Below are 14603 nucleotides of genomic sequence, written 5' to 3'. Positions count from 1 at the left end.
TATTTTCAGGATTATCTGAAAATTCGCTCATCGTATTTCGCGATTGAGGAGCGAATCATGGCGAAAGCTGTCTTTATACTTGCGGCGTCTACCTTGCTGGCAGCGAACTGGGCCTGGGCTGAAGAGGTCATTGTGGTTCAGCAACCCGCCCCGGTGTACGCACCGGCGCCAGCACCAGTCCTGCCTGCCGGCGGCGCGTTCATGGGCATGGCCGTGGGTGCGGCCATCGCCAACAATAACGATGACGTGGATATCAACGTCAACCGCTCAACCAATATCCAGCGCGACCAGGTTCAGCACTACAACCGCGACAACTCAATTAACAGTACCCGCAACAGCGATCGCCCCCGACGCCAGGGCCGCAATCGCTGATCGCGTTACCGGGCCTGACCGGGCCCGGGTTCCCTGTTGCTGGAGTTGTTGAAATGAATCATCGTACTTTCCTGGCAGAGCCCGCCATTGCGCTGACCGTGCTTTGCGCCACGCTCTCTTTTGGCACCCGCCCCAACCCTGCCCGGAACGAGCCCGACTGGCTGCCGGCCCCGCGTCAACACCTCCAGCAAGCCTCATCGGGCACGCCTGATTCAGCCAGCGCATTGCTGCGGCGACCCGGTGTGGTGTGGCCCGCCTTCAAACGGGTTTCGCTGACCGGCATGACCCATTTCAACCAGCGCATGTTCACGCCGTGGCTGCATTATCTGGCCAACGAGCGTTTCTCTCTGGCGGCCACCAGCACGCTGGCACAAGCCATTGTGGCGCATTACGTGGCCGACGGGCTGGCCCTTCCCCGCATCGTTGCCGGCACAGATAGCGGGCATGGCGATCATCTGGTGATCGCGGTCGAAGAAGGCTGATTTTCGCCACGCCAGCCTGAATGGTGCTTTGCAGCATCCATCAGCATTCACTGATTGACGTCCATCAGACCGCATGTGCGATAAGCCGGCTGTGTCAGAGGCCGCTGACTATCTTTTGTGCGAACGCGTTGCAGATATTGCAATGCACCACGCTTTCGCCCTATCAGAGGTATGTGTATGTCGTCTGTTGAACAAAACGCGAATCACGTCGTGACGGCCAATGATCGCGTCACCCAGTTGTTTCAGCGCCGTAGCGAGATTGCCCGGGAGCAATGGACCAACCGCGCTGGCAAAACCACCGAGCGCCTAGCGGCCGTGCAGGCCCGCGCCTGGCTTGACCCCTGGCAAATGATCGAAGACTGGTGGTCTTACAGCGTGGATGCAGCCCAACGCAGCGTGCTGTTCATGGATACCCTGCGCGAGCGCGGCAACAACTATCTGCGCCATGTAGAAGCCGGCCAGCCGCCGGTACTGCATTTTGATTATGAAATGGTGCTTGATGCCCGCACCTTTGCCCACCCGGTGAACTACGCGCTGATCCGCATCACGCCGCCCACCGGCGTCACGGTAGACCCGACACGGCGCCCCTACGTCATCATCGACCCGCGCGCCGGCCACGGCCCTGGCATTGGCGGCTTCAAGGATGACTCTCAGGTGGGCGTCGCCCTGCGTGGTGGTCATCCGGTGTATTTCGTGATCTTTTTCCGCGAACCGGAACCTGGCCAGACCCTGCTGGATGTCTGCGCCGTAGAAGCCGTGTTCGTGCGCAAGGTGCGTGAACTGCATCCGGACAGCCCCAAGCCGGCCATTGTCGGCAACTGCCAGGGTGGCTGGGCAGCCATGATGCTGGCGGCATCGGGCCCGGAAGACACCGGCCCGATTGTCATCAACGGCGCGCCGATGTCGTACTGGGGCGGCGCATGGGGCGACGGCATGGCCGATAACCCGATGCGCTATTCAGGCGGTTTGCTGGGCGGCAGCTGGCTGGCCTCGCTGACGGCGGATCTGGGCAACGGCATTTTTGATGGCGCCTGGCTGGTGGAGAACTTTGAAGGGCTGAACCCGGCCAACACCTACTGGGACAAGTACTACCACGTGTTTGCCAACGCCGACACCGAGCCGCCGCGCTTTCTGGAGTTCGAACGCTGGTGGGGCGGGTTTTATCTGATGAACCGCGAGGAAATCGAGTGGATTACCCGCAACCTGTTCGTCGGCAACCAGCTGTGGCAAGGCGGCACGCGCAACGGCAAGGGCACCACGTTCGACTTGCGGGATATCAAGACACCGATCGTGCTGTTTGCCTCCATGGGCGACAACATCACCCCGCCGCAACAAGCCTTCAACTGGGTGGCCGATGTATACGGCAGCACCGAAGAAATCAGGAAACGGGGCCAGACCATTGTCGGCCTGCTGCATCACGATATCGGTCACCTGGGCATTTTTGTGTCAGGCAAGGTGGCCAAAAAAGAGCACGCGCAGATTGTCGAAGTGCTTGAATCCATTGAACTGTTGCCGCCTGGCCTGTACGGCATGGAACTGACCGAAGTGCGCGGCAAGGATGGTCAGGTGACTTATCAGGTCGAGTTCCACGAACGCGAACTGGAAGAAGTGATCGGCCGCTTGAACCGCTTTGCGCGCAAGGATGAAAAACCCTTCGCCGCCGTGTCACAGGTGTCCGAACTGAACCAGCGCGCGTACGAGCTGCTGGTGCGCCCATTCGTGCAGTCGATCAGCACGGAACCCACCGCCGAACTCATGCGCACCCTGCATCCTTTGCGCATGCAGCGCTGGGGGTTCTCTGAACGCAACCCGTGGCTGTCATGGCTGCCGCTGGCGACTGAACAGGTGAAAGCGCATCGCGCTGCCGTCCCCAAAACCCAGTATTTCCGCCAACTGGAACAAAACAATGCCGAGCTGATCAGCGCCGGGCTGGATTACTACCGTGCCATGCGTGATGCGCTCAGTGAAGCCTTGTTCTTCCAGATTTACGGCAATGTGCTCGGTCAGGTGCGCGCCTCGGATGCTTCGCCCCTGCTGGCGGAATTCGCGCCCACTGGCGAGCAGTTTGTGCAGGAGGCGCTGGCCGCCATCGAAGAAGGCGGCTTTAACGAAGCCTTCGCCCGTATTTCAGCTTTGCTGACCCGTCAGGGCGAGATTTCGCTGTCCCGCCTCGCGCTTACCCGCGATATCGCCAAAGACTACGCCGCGCTGCTGCCCGATCTGCCGCTGGATCAATGGCGGCGGATTCGCGGTGAACAAGAGATCATCGTGCGCCATGCGCGCGATGAAGCGCTGCGTACCCTGCCCGCCCTGGTGCTGGACCCGACCGACCGCGCACGCTTGCTGCAACTGATCGACACCCTGGTGGCTGATCCACGCGTGCAGGAGCGCATGACGCTGCCGGAGCAATCGGCCACGCTGAAGCAGATCAGGGCGCTACTGGCCTTGCCCGAAGGGGTGAAAGCCGCTGCCCCCGCGCCAGCAGCCGCAACGCCGGCAGCAGCCCCGCGCCGCAAGCGCAGCCCGGCCAAGCCGCCGATCACTGCCGACAAGTGAGCCCGCCATGACGCAACTTGAACATTCCAGATTCCAGAATCTGATTGATCGTTGCCGGGCGCTGCCGCCGACCTCGGTTGCGGTGGCGCACCCTTGCGATGAAACCTCGCTGGCCGGTGCGGTTGACGCGGCGCGCATGGGGCTGATCGTGCCGATCCTGGTCGGCCCGGTCAGCCGCATTACGGCGGTGGCGCATGAGCACGATATTGATCTTTCCGGTCTGCAGATTGAAGACGCCGGTTTCAGCCAGGCCTCGGCCGAACGTGCCGTGGCCCTGGTGCGCGAAGGCAAGGCCGAAGCCTTGATGAAAGGCAGTCTGCATACGGATGAACTGATGGCCGAAGTCGTGCGGCGGGAGGCCGGTTTGCGCACCGGCCGCCGTATCAGCCACTGCTTTGTGATGGATGTGCCCGGCCATGACCAGCCGCTGATCATTACCGATGCCGCCATCAACATTGCACCCGGCCTCTCTGAGAAAGCCGACATTGTGCAGAACGCCATCGATCTGGCTCACGCGCTGGTGCCCGCAGCCCGGCGCGAAGTGCGCGTGGCCATTTTGTCGGCCACCGAGTCCATCAACCCCGCAGTGCCCTCCACCATTGAAGCGGCGGCGCTGTGCAAGATGTCCGAACGCGGCCAGATTACCGGCGCGGTGCTGGATGGCCCACTGGCGCTGGATAACGCCATCAACCTGGAAGCCGCCCGCATCAAGGGGATCAAATCCGTCGTGGCCGGGCAGGCAGATATCCTGGTTGCGCCCGATCTGGAGGCCGGCAACATGCTGGCCAAGAGCCTGACTTTCCTCGCCGGTGCGGCGGCAGCCGGGATTGTGCTGGGCGCGCGGGTGCCGGTGATTCTGACCAGCCGGGCCGATTCGGTCACCACGCGGCTGGCCTCTTGCGCCGTGGCGGTCATGGTGGCGCACGCCCGCAAACGGCAAGCCACGGGAGCGGCTTGATGCCCAACAATGTCATTCTGGTGCTCAATGCCGGCTCGTCCAGTATCAAGTTCTCTGCCTTTACGGTGAACGCAGACGGGCTCACGCCGGTCATGCGCGGGCAGATTGAAAGCCTGGCGGCCAACCCGCAGTTTCTGGTCGGGCACGGCGACAAACCGGTCGCGCCGGTGGAAGGCTGGGAGGCGCCGCCAGCGCTGACGCATGACGAGGCCGTGGCGCAATTGCTGGCGTTCTTGCAGCAATATCGCGATCAATACCACCTTGTCGGCGTGGGGCACCGCGTGGTGCATGGTGGCGGCCAGCATGCCGGCCCGGCGCTGGTCACCGACGCCTTGCTGGAAGAACTGGCCGCGCTGACCCCGCTGGCGCCGTTGCATCAGCCGCACAATCTGGCGCCCATGCGCGCCCTGCGCGCGCGGCTGCCTGATCTGGCGCAAGTGGCGTGTTTTGATACCGCGTTTCACCGCGATCAACCTGAACTGGCGCAGCGCTTTGCCCTGCCCGAAGCCATCACCCGGCGCGGTGTTCGCCGCTACGGTTTTCACGGGCTCTCTTATGAGTACATTGCCAGCGCGCTGGCAGAACGCGACCCCGCCAGCGCGGCCGGCCGCGTGATCGTGGCGCATCTGGGCAATGGCGCCAGCCTGTGCGCCCTGCAAAACGGCAAGAGCGTGGCCGGCACCACCGGCTTTACCGCGGTGGATGGCTTGCCCATGGGCACACGGACCGGCGTGCTTGATCCGGGCGTGATCCTGTATCTGCTTGATGACATGAACATGAACGCGCGCCAGATCGAAAACCTGCTCTACAAAGAATCAGGGCTGCTGGGCGTGTCGGGGATCTCCAGCGATATGCGTGTCTTGCTGGAGAGTGACGCGCCGCAAGCCAGGCTGGCAGTCGATCTGTTTGTATACCGGATTGGCCGGGAGATCGGCTCGCTGGCCGCTGCGCTGGGCGGGCTGGATGCACTGGTGTTCACGGCCGGCATTGGCGAACACGCCGCCCCGATCCGGGCCGCGGTCTGCCAGCAAGCCGCCTGGCTGGGCGTGCGGCTGGATGCCGCAGCCAACACCGCCGGCGCCGCACGTATCAATGCGCCAGACAGCCAGGTTGCCGTGTGGATCATCCCCACCAACGAAGAAGCGATGATCGCCCGCCATACCGCACACATCACAGGTTTGAACTGAGGAAAGAAAAGCCATGCAAAACGATCAAATCCGTCCCATTCTGGCTGGCAAAAAAGCACTGGTGGTCGGTATCGCCAATGACAGCTCCATTGCCTGGGGCTGCGCCCAGGCTTTTGCCCAGACCGGCGCCGAACTGGCCATTACCTACGCCAACGAGAAAACCCGCACCTATACCGAGCCGCTGGCGCAAAGTGTGGAAGCACGGCTGTTCATGCCGCTGGATGTCACCCGCGATGAAGAACTGGCTGCGGTCTTCGAGCAAATCCGCCAGACCTGGGGCGAGCTGGATATCCTGGTTCACTCAATCGCCTGGGCGCCCAAAGAAGACCTGCAAGGCGGCCTGATCAATACCTCGGCCAGCGGTTTTGCCCAGGCCATGGATATCTCTTGTCACTCGTTTGTGCGCATGGCGAAGCTGGCCGCCCCGCTGATGAAAAACGGCGGCACCATGATGGCCATGAGCTATTACGGCGCCAACAAGGTGGTGCCCAATTACAACCTGATGGGCCCGGTCAAGGCCGCGCTGGAAGCCAGTTGCCGTTATCTGGCGTATGAACTGGGTAACCAGGGCATCCGCGTGCATGCCCTCTCTCCGGGCCCGCTCAAAACACGTGCGGCCTCTGGCCTGAAGGATTTTGATGTGCTACTGAACGAGGCCGCCGAACGCGCCCCGCTGGGTGAACTGGTCGACATCATGGACGTCGGCTACACCTGCGCCTATCTGTCCTCGCCCTTTGCGCGGCGCTTGTCGGGCGAGACGCTGTATATCGACGGTGGCGTCAACATCATGGCCTGATCGCCAGCGCCCGCAAAAAAAAAGCCCCGGCCAGGCCGGGGCTTTTTTGTCGGCAGGCTTAATCAAAAACCACGCCCACACCGGCCCGGAAGATCGTGTTGTTGTTCCCGGCGCTGGAGACCCCGCCGTTCACGTTCACCGTACCCCGGTCATTCCAGCGCGAGGCGCCCACCGCCACGGCAGCCCGGCCGCGGTAAATGGCAGTACCGGCATTCATGGTGGTTTTGCCCGGCACGTACGGCACGATATTCATCAGCGCGGCCGCCGCGGCAATCCCGCGCCGGGTCGAGTCATCCAGATCGTTGAGCGAGCGGTACACCCCGTCGACGCGCTGATTGACACCGCCCACTTGTTGATCCGTATAGCTGTTGGCGCTGGCCACGCCCTGGTTGAGCTGCTCAACGTTGACGGCGTCCGTGCCCTGCACACCGGCAGCGACATTGCTGATGATGCGCTCGTTGCCCGCGCTGCCCACCGATACCGTCCCGGCGCGATCGGCCACGCTACCCGCGCCCAGCGCCACGCTGTTGTCCGCACTGGCACTGGCCCCGGCGCCCAGCGCGACGGCCTTGCTGCCGGCAGCGACGGTCGCGGTCTCGCTCAGGCTGTCGCCATCGGCTTTCATGAGCGGGCTGGCCTCGTTCACGGTCTGATAGCTATCACCGCTACCAACGCCGGTGGCGCCCTGCCCGCCATGGTTGTTCACCACGTTCTGGACCTGGGTGATGCGGGTATCAAACTGGTCTTGCAGCGCCTGGATCTGCCCGCCGTTGACGGCTTCCATACTGCCCGCAGCAATCTGGCCAGCGGCCACGTTGTCGATCACGGTCCCGTTGGCGCCGCTCAAGGTCACGCGGTCGTGCGCGTCGCCGTCGTAGAACACCACATTGCCGATATTGCCGATGTTCTGGTTGATGTTGTTCACCTGGCTTTGCAGTGCCGACAGTTGCCGCATGTTCACGGCGTCTTCTTCATCCGTGCCCTCTTCCACATTCTTGACCTGCACGGCATGGCCGCCCGGGTTAAGCGTGACGCTGGTGTGGGATGGATCGTCATACAGCACTACGTCACCGAGCGAGCCGTTGATCCGGGTAATCGAGTTCTGCAGCTGGCTGACATCGCCCTCCACCACGGTGACCCGGTTATCGACCAGGGCCACTTTGCCATCCACCTGGTTCAACTGGTTCAGGTTGACCGCGTCAGTGCTTTCAACACCATCGGCCACATTCTTGATACGCACTGGCGCGCCAGTGGGGTTGAGCGTCACGGCCGCATGCGTCGCGTCGTCGTATTTCACTGCCAGTTGATCAAGCTGGTCTGTCCGCCATTTGGCGTCGTAGGCCACCGATTCAATGATGGTCGTTTGCTGGTCCAGCAGTGACAGTGCATCGCCCACATTGGTGGCGTGACCCATGCGCAGATAGTAATTGGGGGCGATGACCTGGCCCGTGGCATCCACCGTGGCGCCGCCACCCAACAACTGCGTGGTCTGCCGCAACTGGCTGACATTGACCGCGTCGGTATCCATGGCACCGGCGGCGACGTTCACCACTTGCCGTTGCAGGGTATCGCTGCCGACAGGCACGGTGTTGGCGCGGGTTGCCGTGCTGGCAGAACCAATGGCGACACTGTCATCGGCCTGGGCCACCGCCTGGTTACCCAGCGCCACACTGCGTGCGCCCTACGCCTGGGTGTCGTTACCGACGGCCAGTGCGCGCAAGTTGGTGGCGGCGGCATTGTAGCCCAGCGCGGTGGCGCGGATTTTGGTGGCTTTGCTGCTGGCGCCCAGCGCGGTAGAGCCGGAACCACCGGCATCCGACGAACCCCCGAGTGCCAGCGCGGAATCCGCATTGGCCTCCACCTTTGCATTACTGCCGATGGCGACACTGGTCGTCGCGCCGGACGCCACACTGGCGTTGTTGCCCAGTGCCATGGCGGTTTTGGCGTTCACCGTCGCTTTGGTGCCGATGGCCACACTGCCATCCTGCAAGGCCTGGGTTTGCGAGCCAACGGCGACAGACTGTACGCCCTGCGCCAGACCCTGCGCGCCGATGGTGGTCGCTTCCACGCCCGTGGCGCTGCTGTCGCGGCCAATGGCCGTGGCATCAATAGCCGTCGTGGTCGCCCGTGCGCCTACGGCCACCGTGTTGCTGCCGATGGCCTGGGCATCTTTGCCCAGCGCAAACGCGTTGGTGCCTTCCGCCCAGGCGCGATTGCCCAGCGCGACCGCACCATCACCATGCGCCAGCGTGTAGGCGCCCACGGCAATGGCCGCAGTGCCATCGGCGGTTGTCTGGCAACCCAGCGCAATGGGCGAACTGCCGCCATTGGCCACGGTACCGTTACTTTGCGTGCCATTAGGCAAGGTGCCGGGTGGGCAGGCGTTGTTCTTGTCATCGCCGTTAATGGCAATGCCCGAGGTTGAAGTCACCACGCCACCATTGAGTGCCACGCCTTCGGCACTGGCGCTGTCGGGCAACTCCATGCCCAGACCTGCGACAAGTGCCATGGCCGCCAGCGTGGGCCGGTTCAGTTTCCGGATGCGATCCATGTTCTTGCTCCTGTCTGTTTCATGATGCAAGCATGGGCGCAGACCTCGTTCGTGGCAGCAGGCACAATCAGAACGGCGTGTAGGCAAAATCAGAAAACACCGATACGGGTGCGGCGGCACGCATAAAAAAAGGCACCGCAAGGTGCCTTTTTTCAACTCATTGGCGCAGGGTCAGGACTTCTTGCAACCCAGCGCTTCAAACGATGCCTGCGTGCTGTAGGTGACACTGGGCAGGTAAGCGCCAACCACCGATTGCTCTTGCCCTGGCGTCGCCACCCGCTGGATGGCGCTGCCAAACGAGGCAGCCGGCAACATATTGCGCATGATCAGCAGGCCGTCATCCAGGTGGCCATCGCCATCGCCGGCATCGGACCATTGAATCCAGCCATAACCGCAACCCGTGTTGGCATTGGTCGGCCGATCCGCACCACGGCTGACAGCGATCACGTAGTTGCCGTTGGCATCGACCGGAATCTGTTCGTCATACATACAGTCGGTGACTTTCTGGCTGAAGAACTCGTTCATGCAGATCGACCAGTAACGCATCTGCCCGGTCGTGGCGGTCTGGCTGTTGTGGTACGTCGCCGGCACCTGCGGCACCTTGCCCCGCAGCACCACCACCGCGCCGTAATTGCGGTTGATCATGCTTTCCACGTAGGCGTTGTCCGGGTTGGCATACCAGGCGGGTGCATAAGCCGGTGTACCGCCGCAGCTGAAGTAGAACAGACATTGCAGGTTCCACACGCGGTTGAACGGCACATGCCAGACGCCCGGATTCTGCGCCGGGAAGGTGTTGCTGGCATTGGCCTGGTCACGCAGCGTGGTGTACGTCGCCTGCGGCAGCAAGCCCGCCGGAGCCAGGTTGGCGGCCGGATTCAGTTCCGCACACGCGCTGTCGGCACTGGTGGTAGAGCCATCCGCATGCAGCAGTTGCACGTCGGGCAAGCCGGTCGCACCGGTCATGTCGGCGCCGGCATCCGGCACGTAAACGCGGTAGAACAAGGTCACGGTCTGGCCCGCAGTACCGCTGTACAGCGTGTTGGCTGCCGGGGTTGCCGGGGCGGTACCGGGTACGATTTCTACCTGGTAATCACGCGCATCGGCATAACGCGGGTTGCCAGCCACAAACGGATTGGTGGCGCCGCTGGCCGGCTGGATATCGACATCCGCCAGCGTATTGACCGGCTGCGTTGTGCTGGAGTCATAGCTGATGAACGAGATATATCTGGCATACGGGAACTGCCCTTTCAGGAATAAGCGTTCGCCAGCCGGCACTGTGAAGGTGGCAGACCAGTACGCCGCGCCGGTATCCGGATAGGCATAGTTGCCATTCGGGTTATTGCGTGAGAGCGGGCCTTTCCACAGACAGGTTTGCGTTGCATGCTGCACGCTGAACGCGGCCGGCAGGTTGGCGGTGGGTGCCGGTGTCGGCGTGGGCGCAGGCGTGGGTGCGCTCGTGGTCGTGGTCGAACCGGAACCGCCGCCGCAAGCGCTGAGCAGCAAGGCAGAAAGCGCACAGGTCAGCCCCAGGGCCAACGCACGGCGCGGTTTTTTTGTAATGACAGCAGACACGGACTCCTCCTTGATTTTGGTCGTGTATTACCGGTACTGGTTGTCGTTGTTTGCAGAGTCAAAGGCCGGCGCGGTGAACCGGCCCTTATCTGGTGCGATCACACCTTGCCCGGGCGGCTGGAAAAACTGATGCCACCCACGATGTAATCGCGCAGATATCGGTCGAGCCGGTCGCGGCTGGTGGTCTCAAGCGGCCACCAGCGTTCCAGACCGGCGTCGGGAATCACATTCAGAACAGTGTTGAAGGCGTAAAGGATTTTGACGCCAGCGGCTTCCTGATCCAGCGCGGGCATGGCCTCGCGGGCACTGGCCGACAATTGCAGCGACACCGGCCCCAGACCGCGCGCCAGCAATTCACGGCCGCGCTGGCCACAGTCGCCGGCCATTCTGGCCATCAACTGCACCCGGCCCCGCCCTTGCGGCGTAAGCACCATGCGCACGGTGGGACGGATCATCGCCTCGGCCACATCCATCAGGGTGATGGTCTCGCCGGAGGCTTTTTGCGCCGCCAGCATGGCTTCAATATCGCGGCTGTAGGCGCGGGTGGCTTCAGTCACCGCCACCTCGACCAGCCCCCAGATATTGCCGAAGTGGTAGTTCACGGCCGATTGATTGGCTACGCCCGCCTGCTTGTTGATACTGCGCACAGACGTGCCATCCAGCCCGCGTTCTGCAATCAGGACGGTGACGGCTTCAATCAATCGCTCACGGGTGGTGCCCGTTGACGTACTCACAGCAGAGACCATGTGTATTCCGTTGTAATACGGTTGTATTAATACAATCGTATTAAGACCCGCCTGAAAAAGGCCATCAGGGAGATCACTGATAGCCCGGTTTGAAACAACACCCCCGGCCGGCAAGCCGCGCCTGTCAAAGCCTGCAGCCCGCTGCCATCTGGCGGAATACGACGTCATATGTGCTACAACGGATACAAATCCGCCTTTTTCACCACAACCCTGGCGGAGCAACACCTCTCTGGCCCAGGCATGTCCGCGCACGTCCCACCGCAAATACTGATCGTCGAGCCGTACCCGCTGTTGCGCCACGCCATGCAGGTGGCATTAACCGAGGCCGGGTATCACGTCGTTGCCAGCGTCGGCAACGGGCGCGACGCACTGACCGCAGTGCGCGAGCATCAGCCTGATCTGGTCATTCTGGAACTGGACCTGCCGGAACTGGGTGGTCTGGATGTCATTCGCCGGCTGCGCGCCAGGTCTGCCCAGTTGCGCATCCTGGTATTCACCGGCCAGCACGCCCGCCATTACGCCTTGCGCAGCGCCCAGGCCGGCGCCAATGGCTTTGTCAGCAAGCACGATGCCGAAAACGCCCTGGATGCGGCGGTGCATGCCGTCTTGCAGGGCAAAAACCTGTTTCCGGATGGCGCGGCCATTCACACCGCTCGCGGCCAGCAACAGTTGCTTGACTGTCTGTCTGCGCGGGAACTGTCCGTGCTGCAAGCGCTGGCCAACGGCGAGAGCTATCACGACATTGCCAGTACGCTGGCCATCAGCTGGAAAACAGTCAGCACCTACAAAAGCCGGCTGCTGGGCAAGCTGCAAGCCAGTTCGCTGGCCGAACTGATCGACATCGCCCGTGATGCCGGGCTGGACAAACCCGGCAGTGGCAGCATCACCACCGCGACGTCGGCCCAGCTCAGCATTTTGCAAAAGCTGGTCGATGCCTCACCGGAAGTGATGTTCGTGCGGGATCGCCAGGGGCGGCTGTTACTGTGCAACGCGCAATTTCTGCACTTGTATCAGGTCGACAGAGACGCCGTCATGCACACCACGCTGGCCCAGGCCCACTGGTTTGACGAGGCGCAGCGCGAACGCCTGCAAGCCAGTTATGACGAAGCGCTGGCCGCGCCCCGTCTGCGCGACTCGGACCTGACGTTTGTGATCAACGGGCAAACGCATTCCGTGCGCATCTGGAGCATGCCCTGGCATGACGAAACCGGCCAGGTGGGCGGGTTGCTGGGCGGCGCGATTGATCTGACGGCGCGCGACCAGTCGCTGATCCATCTGCGCAATAACGAAACGCTGGCCCAACTCAAACTGGCAACGCGCAAAGACACGCTGACCGAGGCCGGAAAATACGTCAAAGCGCATATCCCCCGCCTGCGTGAAGCATTGGCCCAACCCGGGCCGGACGAGGCCTTGCGCAAGGTCAGTGCCGCCCTGCTGCAAGACCTTGTCGATACCGCCCTGCTGCTGCGCCTGACGCACAAAATCGTCACGCCCCGCCCGCAACCGCTTGATCTGCCCGCCCTGTTAAGCCAGTGGCCAGGCTATCACCCGTCCACCCAGGCCACTGCGCCAGTCTGGCTGGACCAGACCCTGCTGGAAGAATTGCTGCAACGCCTGCCCATCAACACCGCCCGCCTGAACCTGACCAGCCGCACGCTGCCGCTGGGCATGCTGCGCGTTGAAATCGACCTTACCTGGCCCAACCAACCCACCCCGCACCCGGCGGGCGTCCAGCGCCTGCTGCTGCAAGCACTCCTCGATACCCTGGGCGGACACATGCAAACGCAAGATGGCGGCCTGAAACTCAGCTTCGAACTCACGCCGGTAGAACAAGTACCTGCGGCTTGAAACAACCTGGCGGGTGGTCAACCACGCACACGCCGCATCAACCCAACGCCATGATTCCCTGAACCCCCATATACACCCCAACCAGCATGATCAGCCCGCCGGATACAAACGGGGCTTTGCGGGCGAAGTCGCCAAAGCCGCGCCAGCGGCGGGAGACGTGCTTGACCGACAGCGCCGCAATGGTCCCGCTCATGACCATGGTCAGGGCAAGGCCAATGCTGAAACAGACGACCAGCGCGGCGCCCAGGCTGAATTTCTTCAATTGCAGACACAGCAGCAAAACGGTGATGGATGCCGGGCACGGCACCAGTCCACCCGTCAGCCCAAACACCATGATCTGCCCGGTGGTGACATGGCGGTTGGCAAAACGGCGGCGGATATCGTTGGCGTGGGCGCGTTCGTGTGCGTCCTGGTATTCATCGGTGCCCAGGTCCAGCCCGCTCATGACGTGATCATGGCCGTGCTCTGCAAACACCACATCAAAGTCATGGCTGTGGCCGCCGTGGCCCAGCGTCAGCCGCGCGGTAAAGTCATGCGGCTCCGGAATGCTTTCTGTTGATTGCAGATAGCCCATCTGCGACTTGAAGCGAAAGGTCTGGCGCGCGCCGTCGGGGCGCTGCGTTTCCAGCAGGACATCTTTGGACATCCAGTGATGCCCCATGCGCCCTTGCTGATACAGCCGAAACACCGGCGGCACCCCATCGGCAAAGATATCCAGCTTTACCGTGCCGTGGCCGGTGTCGATCACCCTGGCATCATGCGGGCCGGTGTGTTCATGATCTTGCACATGTTCGCGCGCGGCCTGTTGTTCGCGCCAGGTGCGCCAGATCATCCACCCGGCCACCCCCATGATCAGCGCTGCAGAAGCCACCTGGAAATACGGTTCGGTGGTGGCGGGATTCCAGTTCCGGCCAAAGTACAACCCGGCCAGCGCTACCAGCCAGACCACGGCGGTATGAGATACCGTGGCAGACAAGCCCAGCAGCACCGCCTGCCCCACCGTACCCCGGATGGCCACAATAAACGCCGCCATCATGGTCTTGGAATGCCCGGGCTCCAGCCCGTGCAGGGCGCCCAGCAAAATGGCACTCGGGATAAACAGCCAGGCATTGCCTTGCTGCAACAGGGTGGTGAACTCGGTCATGGCGCAAACCAGCTGGAATTGACGGTGGCCATATACTACCCCCAAGTACCTGATCATACTACCAGGCAGTATAGGTGCATGCTAATCTGTGCTGCTTCACATCAAGGAAAATCCGATGAGCCACACGGTACAGGACAAGGCAAAACTGCTTGCCCGCGTCCGCAGAATCCAGGGACAGGCCGCAGCGCTGGAAAGGCAGCTCGACAAGGAAGAAGACTGCGGCGCGATCTTGCAGCAGATCGCCGCCATCCGCGGTGCGGTGAACGGGCTGCTGGGCGCGGTCATTGAAGGCCATATCACCCATCATCTGGTCCTTGAGCCCAGCGAGGCGCAGCGACGCGAGGATCTGGATGTGGTGCTGCAAGTGATCAAGTCCTACGTGAAATAAGCG

At 62.4% G+C, this 14603-nt stretch carries 13 protein-coding genes and 1 pseudogene; 8 read left to right on the top strand and 6 right to left on the bottom strand.

The annotated features are described in order from the left end of the window. Window positions 1-57 precede the first annotated feature (57 nt). The 6 genes from IEX57_RS01605 (at window position 58) to fabI (ending at window position 6351) form a co-directional block, all read left to right on the top strand. Window positions 58-372, top strand: a complete 315-nt coding sequence (locus tag IEX57_RS01605) for a hypothetical protein (RefSeq protein WP_188701655.1) — start codon at window positions 58-60, stop codon at window positions 370-372. 53 nt (window positions 373-425) lie between these two features. After that, window positions 426-854, top strand: coding sequence for a POTRA domain-containing protein (locus IEX57_RS01600; RefSeq protein ID WP_188701653.1), 429 nt, complete (start codon window positions 426-428; stop codon window positions 852-854). Between the two features lie 177 nt (window positions 855-1031). Beyond that, complete coding sequence (locus tag IEX57_RS01595; protein WP_188701651.1) at window positions 1032-3410, top strand: DUF3141 domain-containing protein; 2379 nt, start codon at window positions 1032-1034, stop codon at window positions 3408-3410. Window positions 3411-3417: 7 nt separating this feature from the next. Further along, on the top strand, window positions 3418-4368 hold the full coding sequence (locus IEX57_RS01590; protein WP_188701649.1) for a phosphate acetyltransferase: 951 nt from the start codon (window positions 3418-3420) through the stop codon (window positions 4366-4368). Then, window positions 4368-5555, top strand: a complete 1188-nt coding sequence (locus IEX57_RS01585; RefSeq protein WP_188701647.1) for an acetate/propionate family kinase — start codon at window positions 4368-4370, stop codon at window positions 5553-5555. The genes IEX57_RS01590 and IEX57_RS01585 overlap by 1 nt, the downstream gene beginning before the upstream one ends. A 13-nt stretch (window positions 5556-5568) precedes the next feature. Then, on the top strand, window positions 5569-6351 hold the full coding sequence (gene fabI, locus IEX57_RS01580; protein WP_188701645.1) for an enoyl-ACP reductase FabI: 783 nt from the start codon (window positions 5569-5571) through the stop codon (window positions 6349-6351). A 58-nt stretch (window positions 6352-6409) separates the two neighbouring features. On the opposite strand, the gene IEX57_RS01575 is transcribed toward fabI, so the two are convergent. From IEX57_RS01575 to IEX57_RS01560, 5 genes and pseudogenes are all read right to left on the bottom strand, one after another. Beyond that, the gene (locus IEX57_RS01575) at window positions 6410-7765 is read right to left on the bottom strand and encodes a YadA family autotransporter adhesin (protein WP_373285152.1); all 1356 of its coding nucleotides are present in this window, start codon (window positions 7763-7765) and stop codon (window positions 6410-6412) included. 48 nt (window positions 7766-7813) lie between these two features. After that, a pseudogene (locus tag IEX57_RS21370) lies at window positions 7814-8023 on the bottom strand (YadA-like family protein); the annotation flags it as partial. Window positions 8024-8032: 9 nt separating this feature from the next. After that, on the bottom strand, window positions 8033-8902 hold the full coding sequence (locus IEX57_RS01570; RefSeq protein ID WP_188701641.1) for a hypothetical protein: 870 nt from the start codon (window positions 8900-8902) through the stop codon (window positions 8033-8035). 171 nt (window positions 8903-9073) lie between these two features. Further along, complete coding sequence (locus IEX57_RS01565; protein ID WP_188701638.1) at window positions 9074-10474, bottom strand: hypothetical protein; 1401 nt, start codon at window positions 10472-10474, stop codon at window positions 9074-9076. Between the two features lie 98 nt (window positions 10475-10572). Then, window positions 10573-11208 carry a TetR family transcriptional regulator gene (locus IEX57_RS01560; protein ID WP_188701636.1) on the bottom strand — a complete coding sequence of 212 codons (636 nt, stop codon included), beginning with the start codon at window positions 11206-11208 and terminating at the stop codon, window positions 10573-10575. Between the two features lie 252 nt (window positions 11209-11460). On the opposite strand from IEX57_RS01560, the gene IEX57_RS01555 reads away from it, so the two are divergent. Then, entirely contained in the window at window positions 11461-13068 is a 1608-nt protein-coding gene (locus IEX57_RS01555) for a response regulator (RefSeq protein ID WP_188701634.1), read from the top strand. A gap of 37 nt (window positions 13069-13105) precedes the next feature. Here IEX57_RS01555 and IEX57_RS01550 read toward each other — a convergent pair whose 3' ends face one another. Beyond that, window positions 13106-14212, bottom strand: coding sequence for a nickel/cobalt efflux protein RcnA (locus IEX57_RS01550; RefSeq protein WP_188701632.1), 1107 nt, complete (start codon window positions 14210-14212; stop codon window positions 13106-13108). 115 nt (window positions 14213-14327) lie between these two features. On the opposite strand from IEX57_RS01550, the gene IEX57_RS01545 reads away from it, so the two are divergent. Beyond that, a complete protein-coding gene (locus IEX57_RS01545; RefSeq protein ID WP_188701630.1) occupies window positions 14328-14600 on the top strand; it encodes a metal/formaldehyde-sensitive transcriptional repressor in 273 nt (90 codons plus the stop codon). Window positions 14601-14603: the final 3 nt, after the last annotated feature.

It is taken from the genome of Silvimonas iriomotensis (assembly GCF_014645535.1).
GTDB classification, from domain to species: domain Bacteria; phylum Pseudomonadota; class Gammaproteobacteria; order Burkholderiales; family Chitinibacteraceae; genus Silvimonas; species Silvimonas iriomotensis.
The sequence above is the reverse complement of the archived record's forward strand: the minus strand, read 5'-3'. Positions and strand labels throughout refer to the sequence as shown.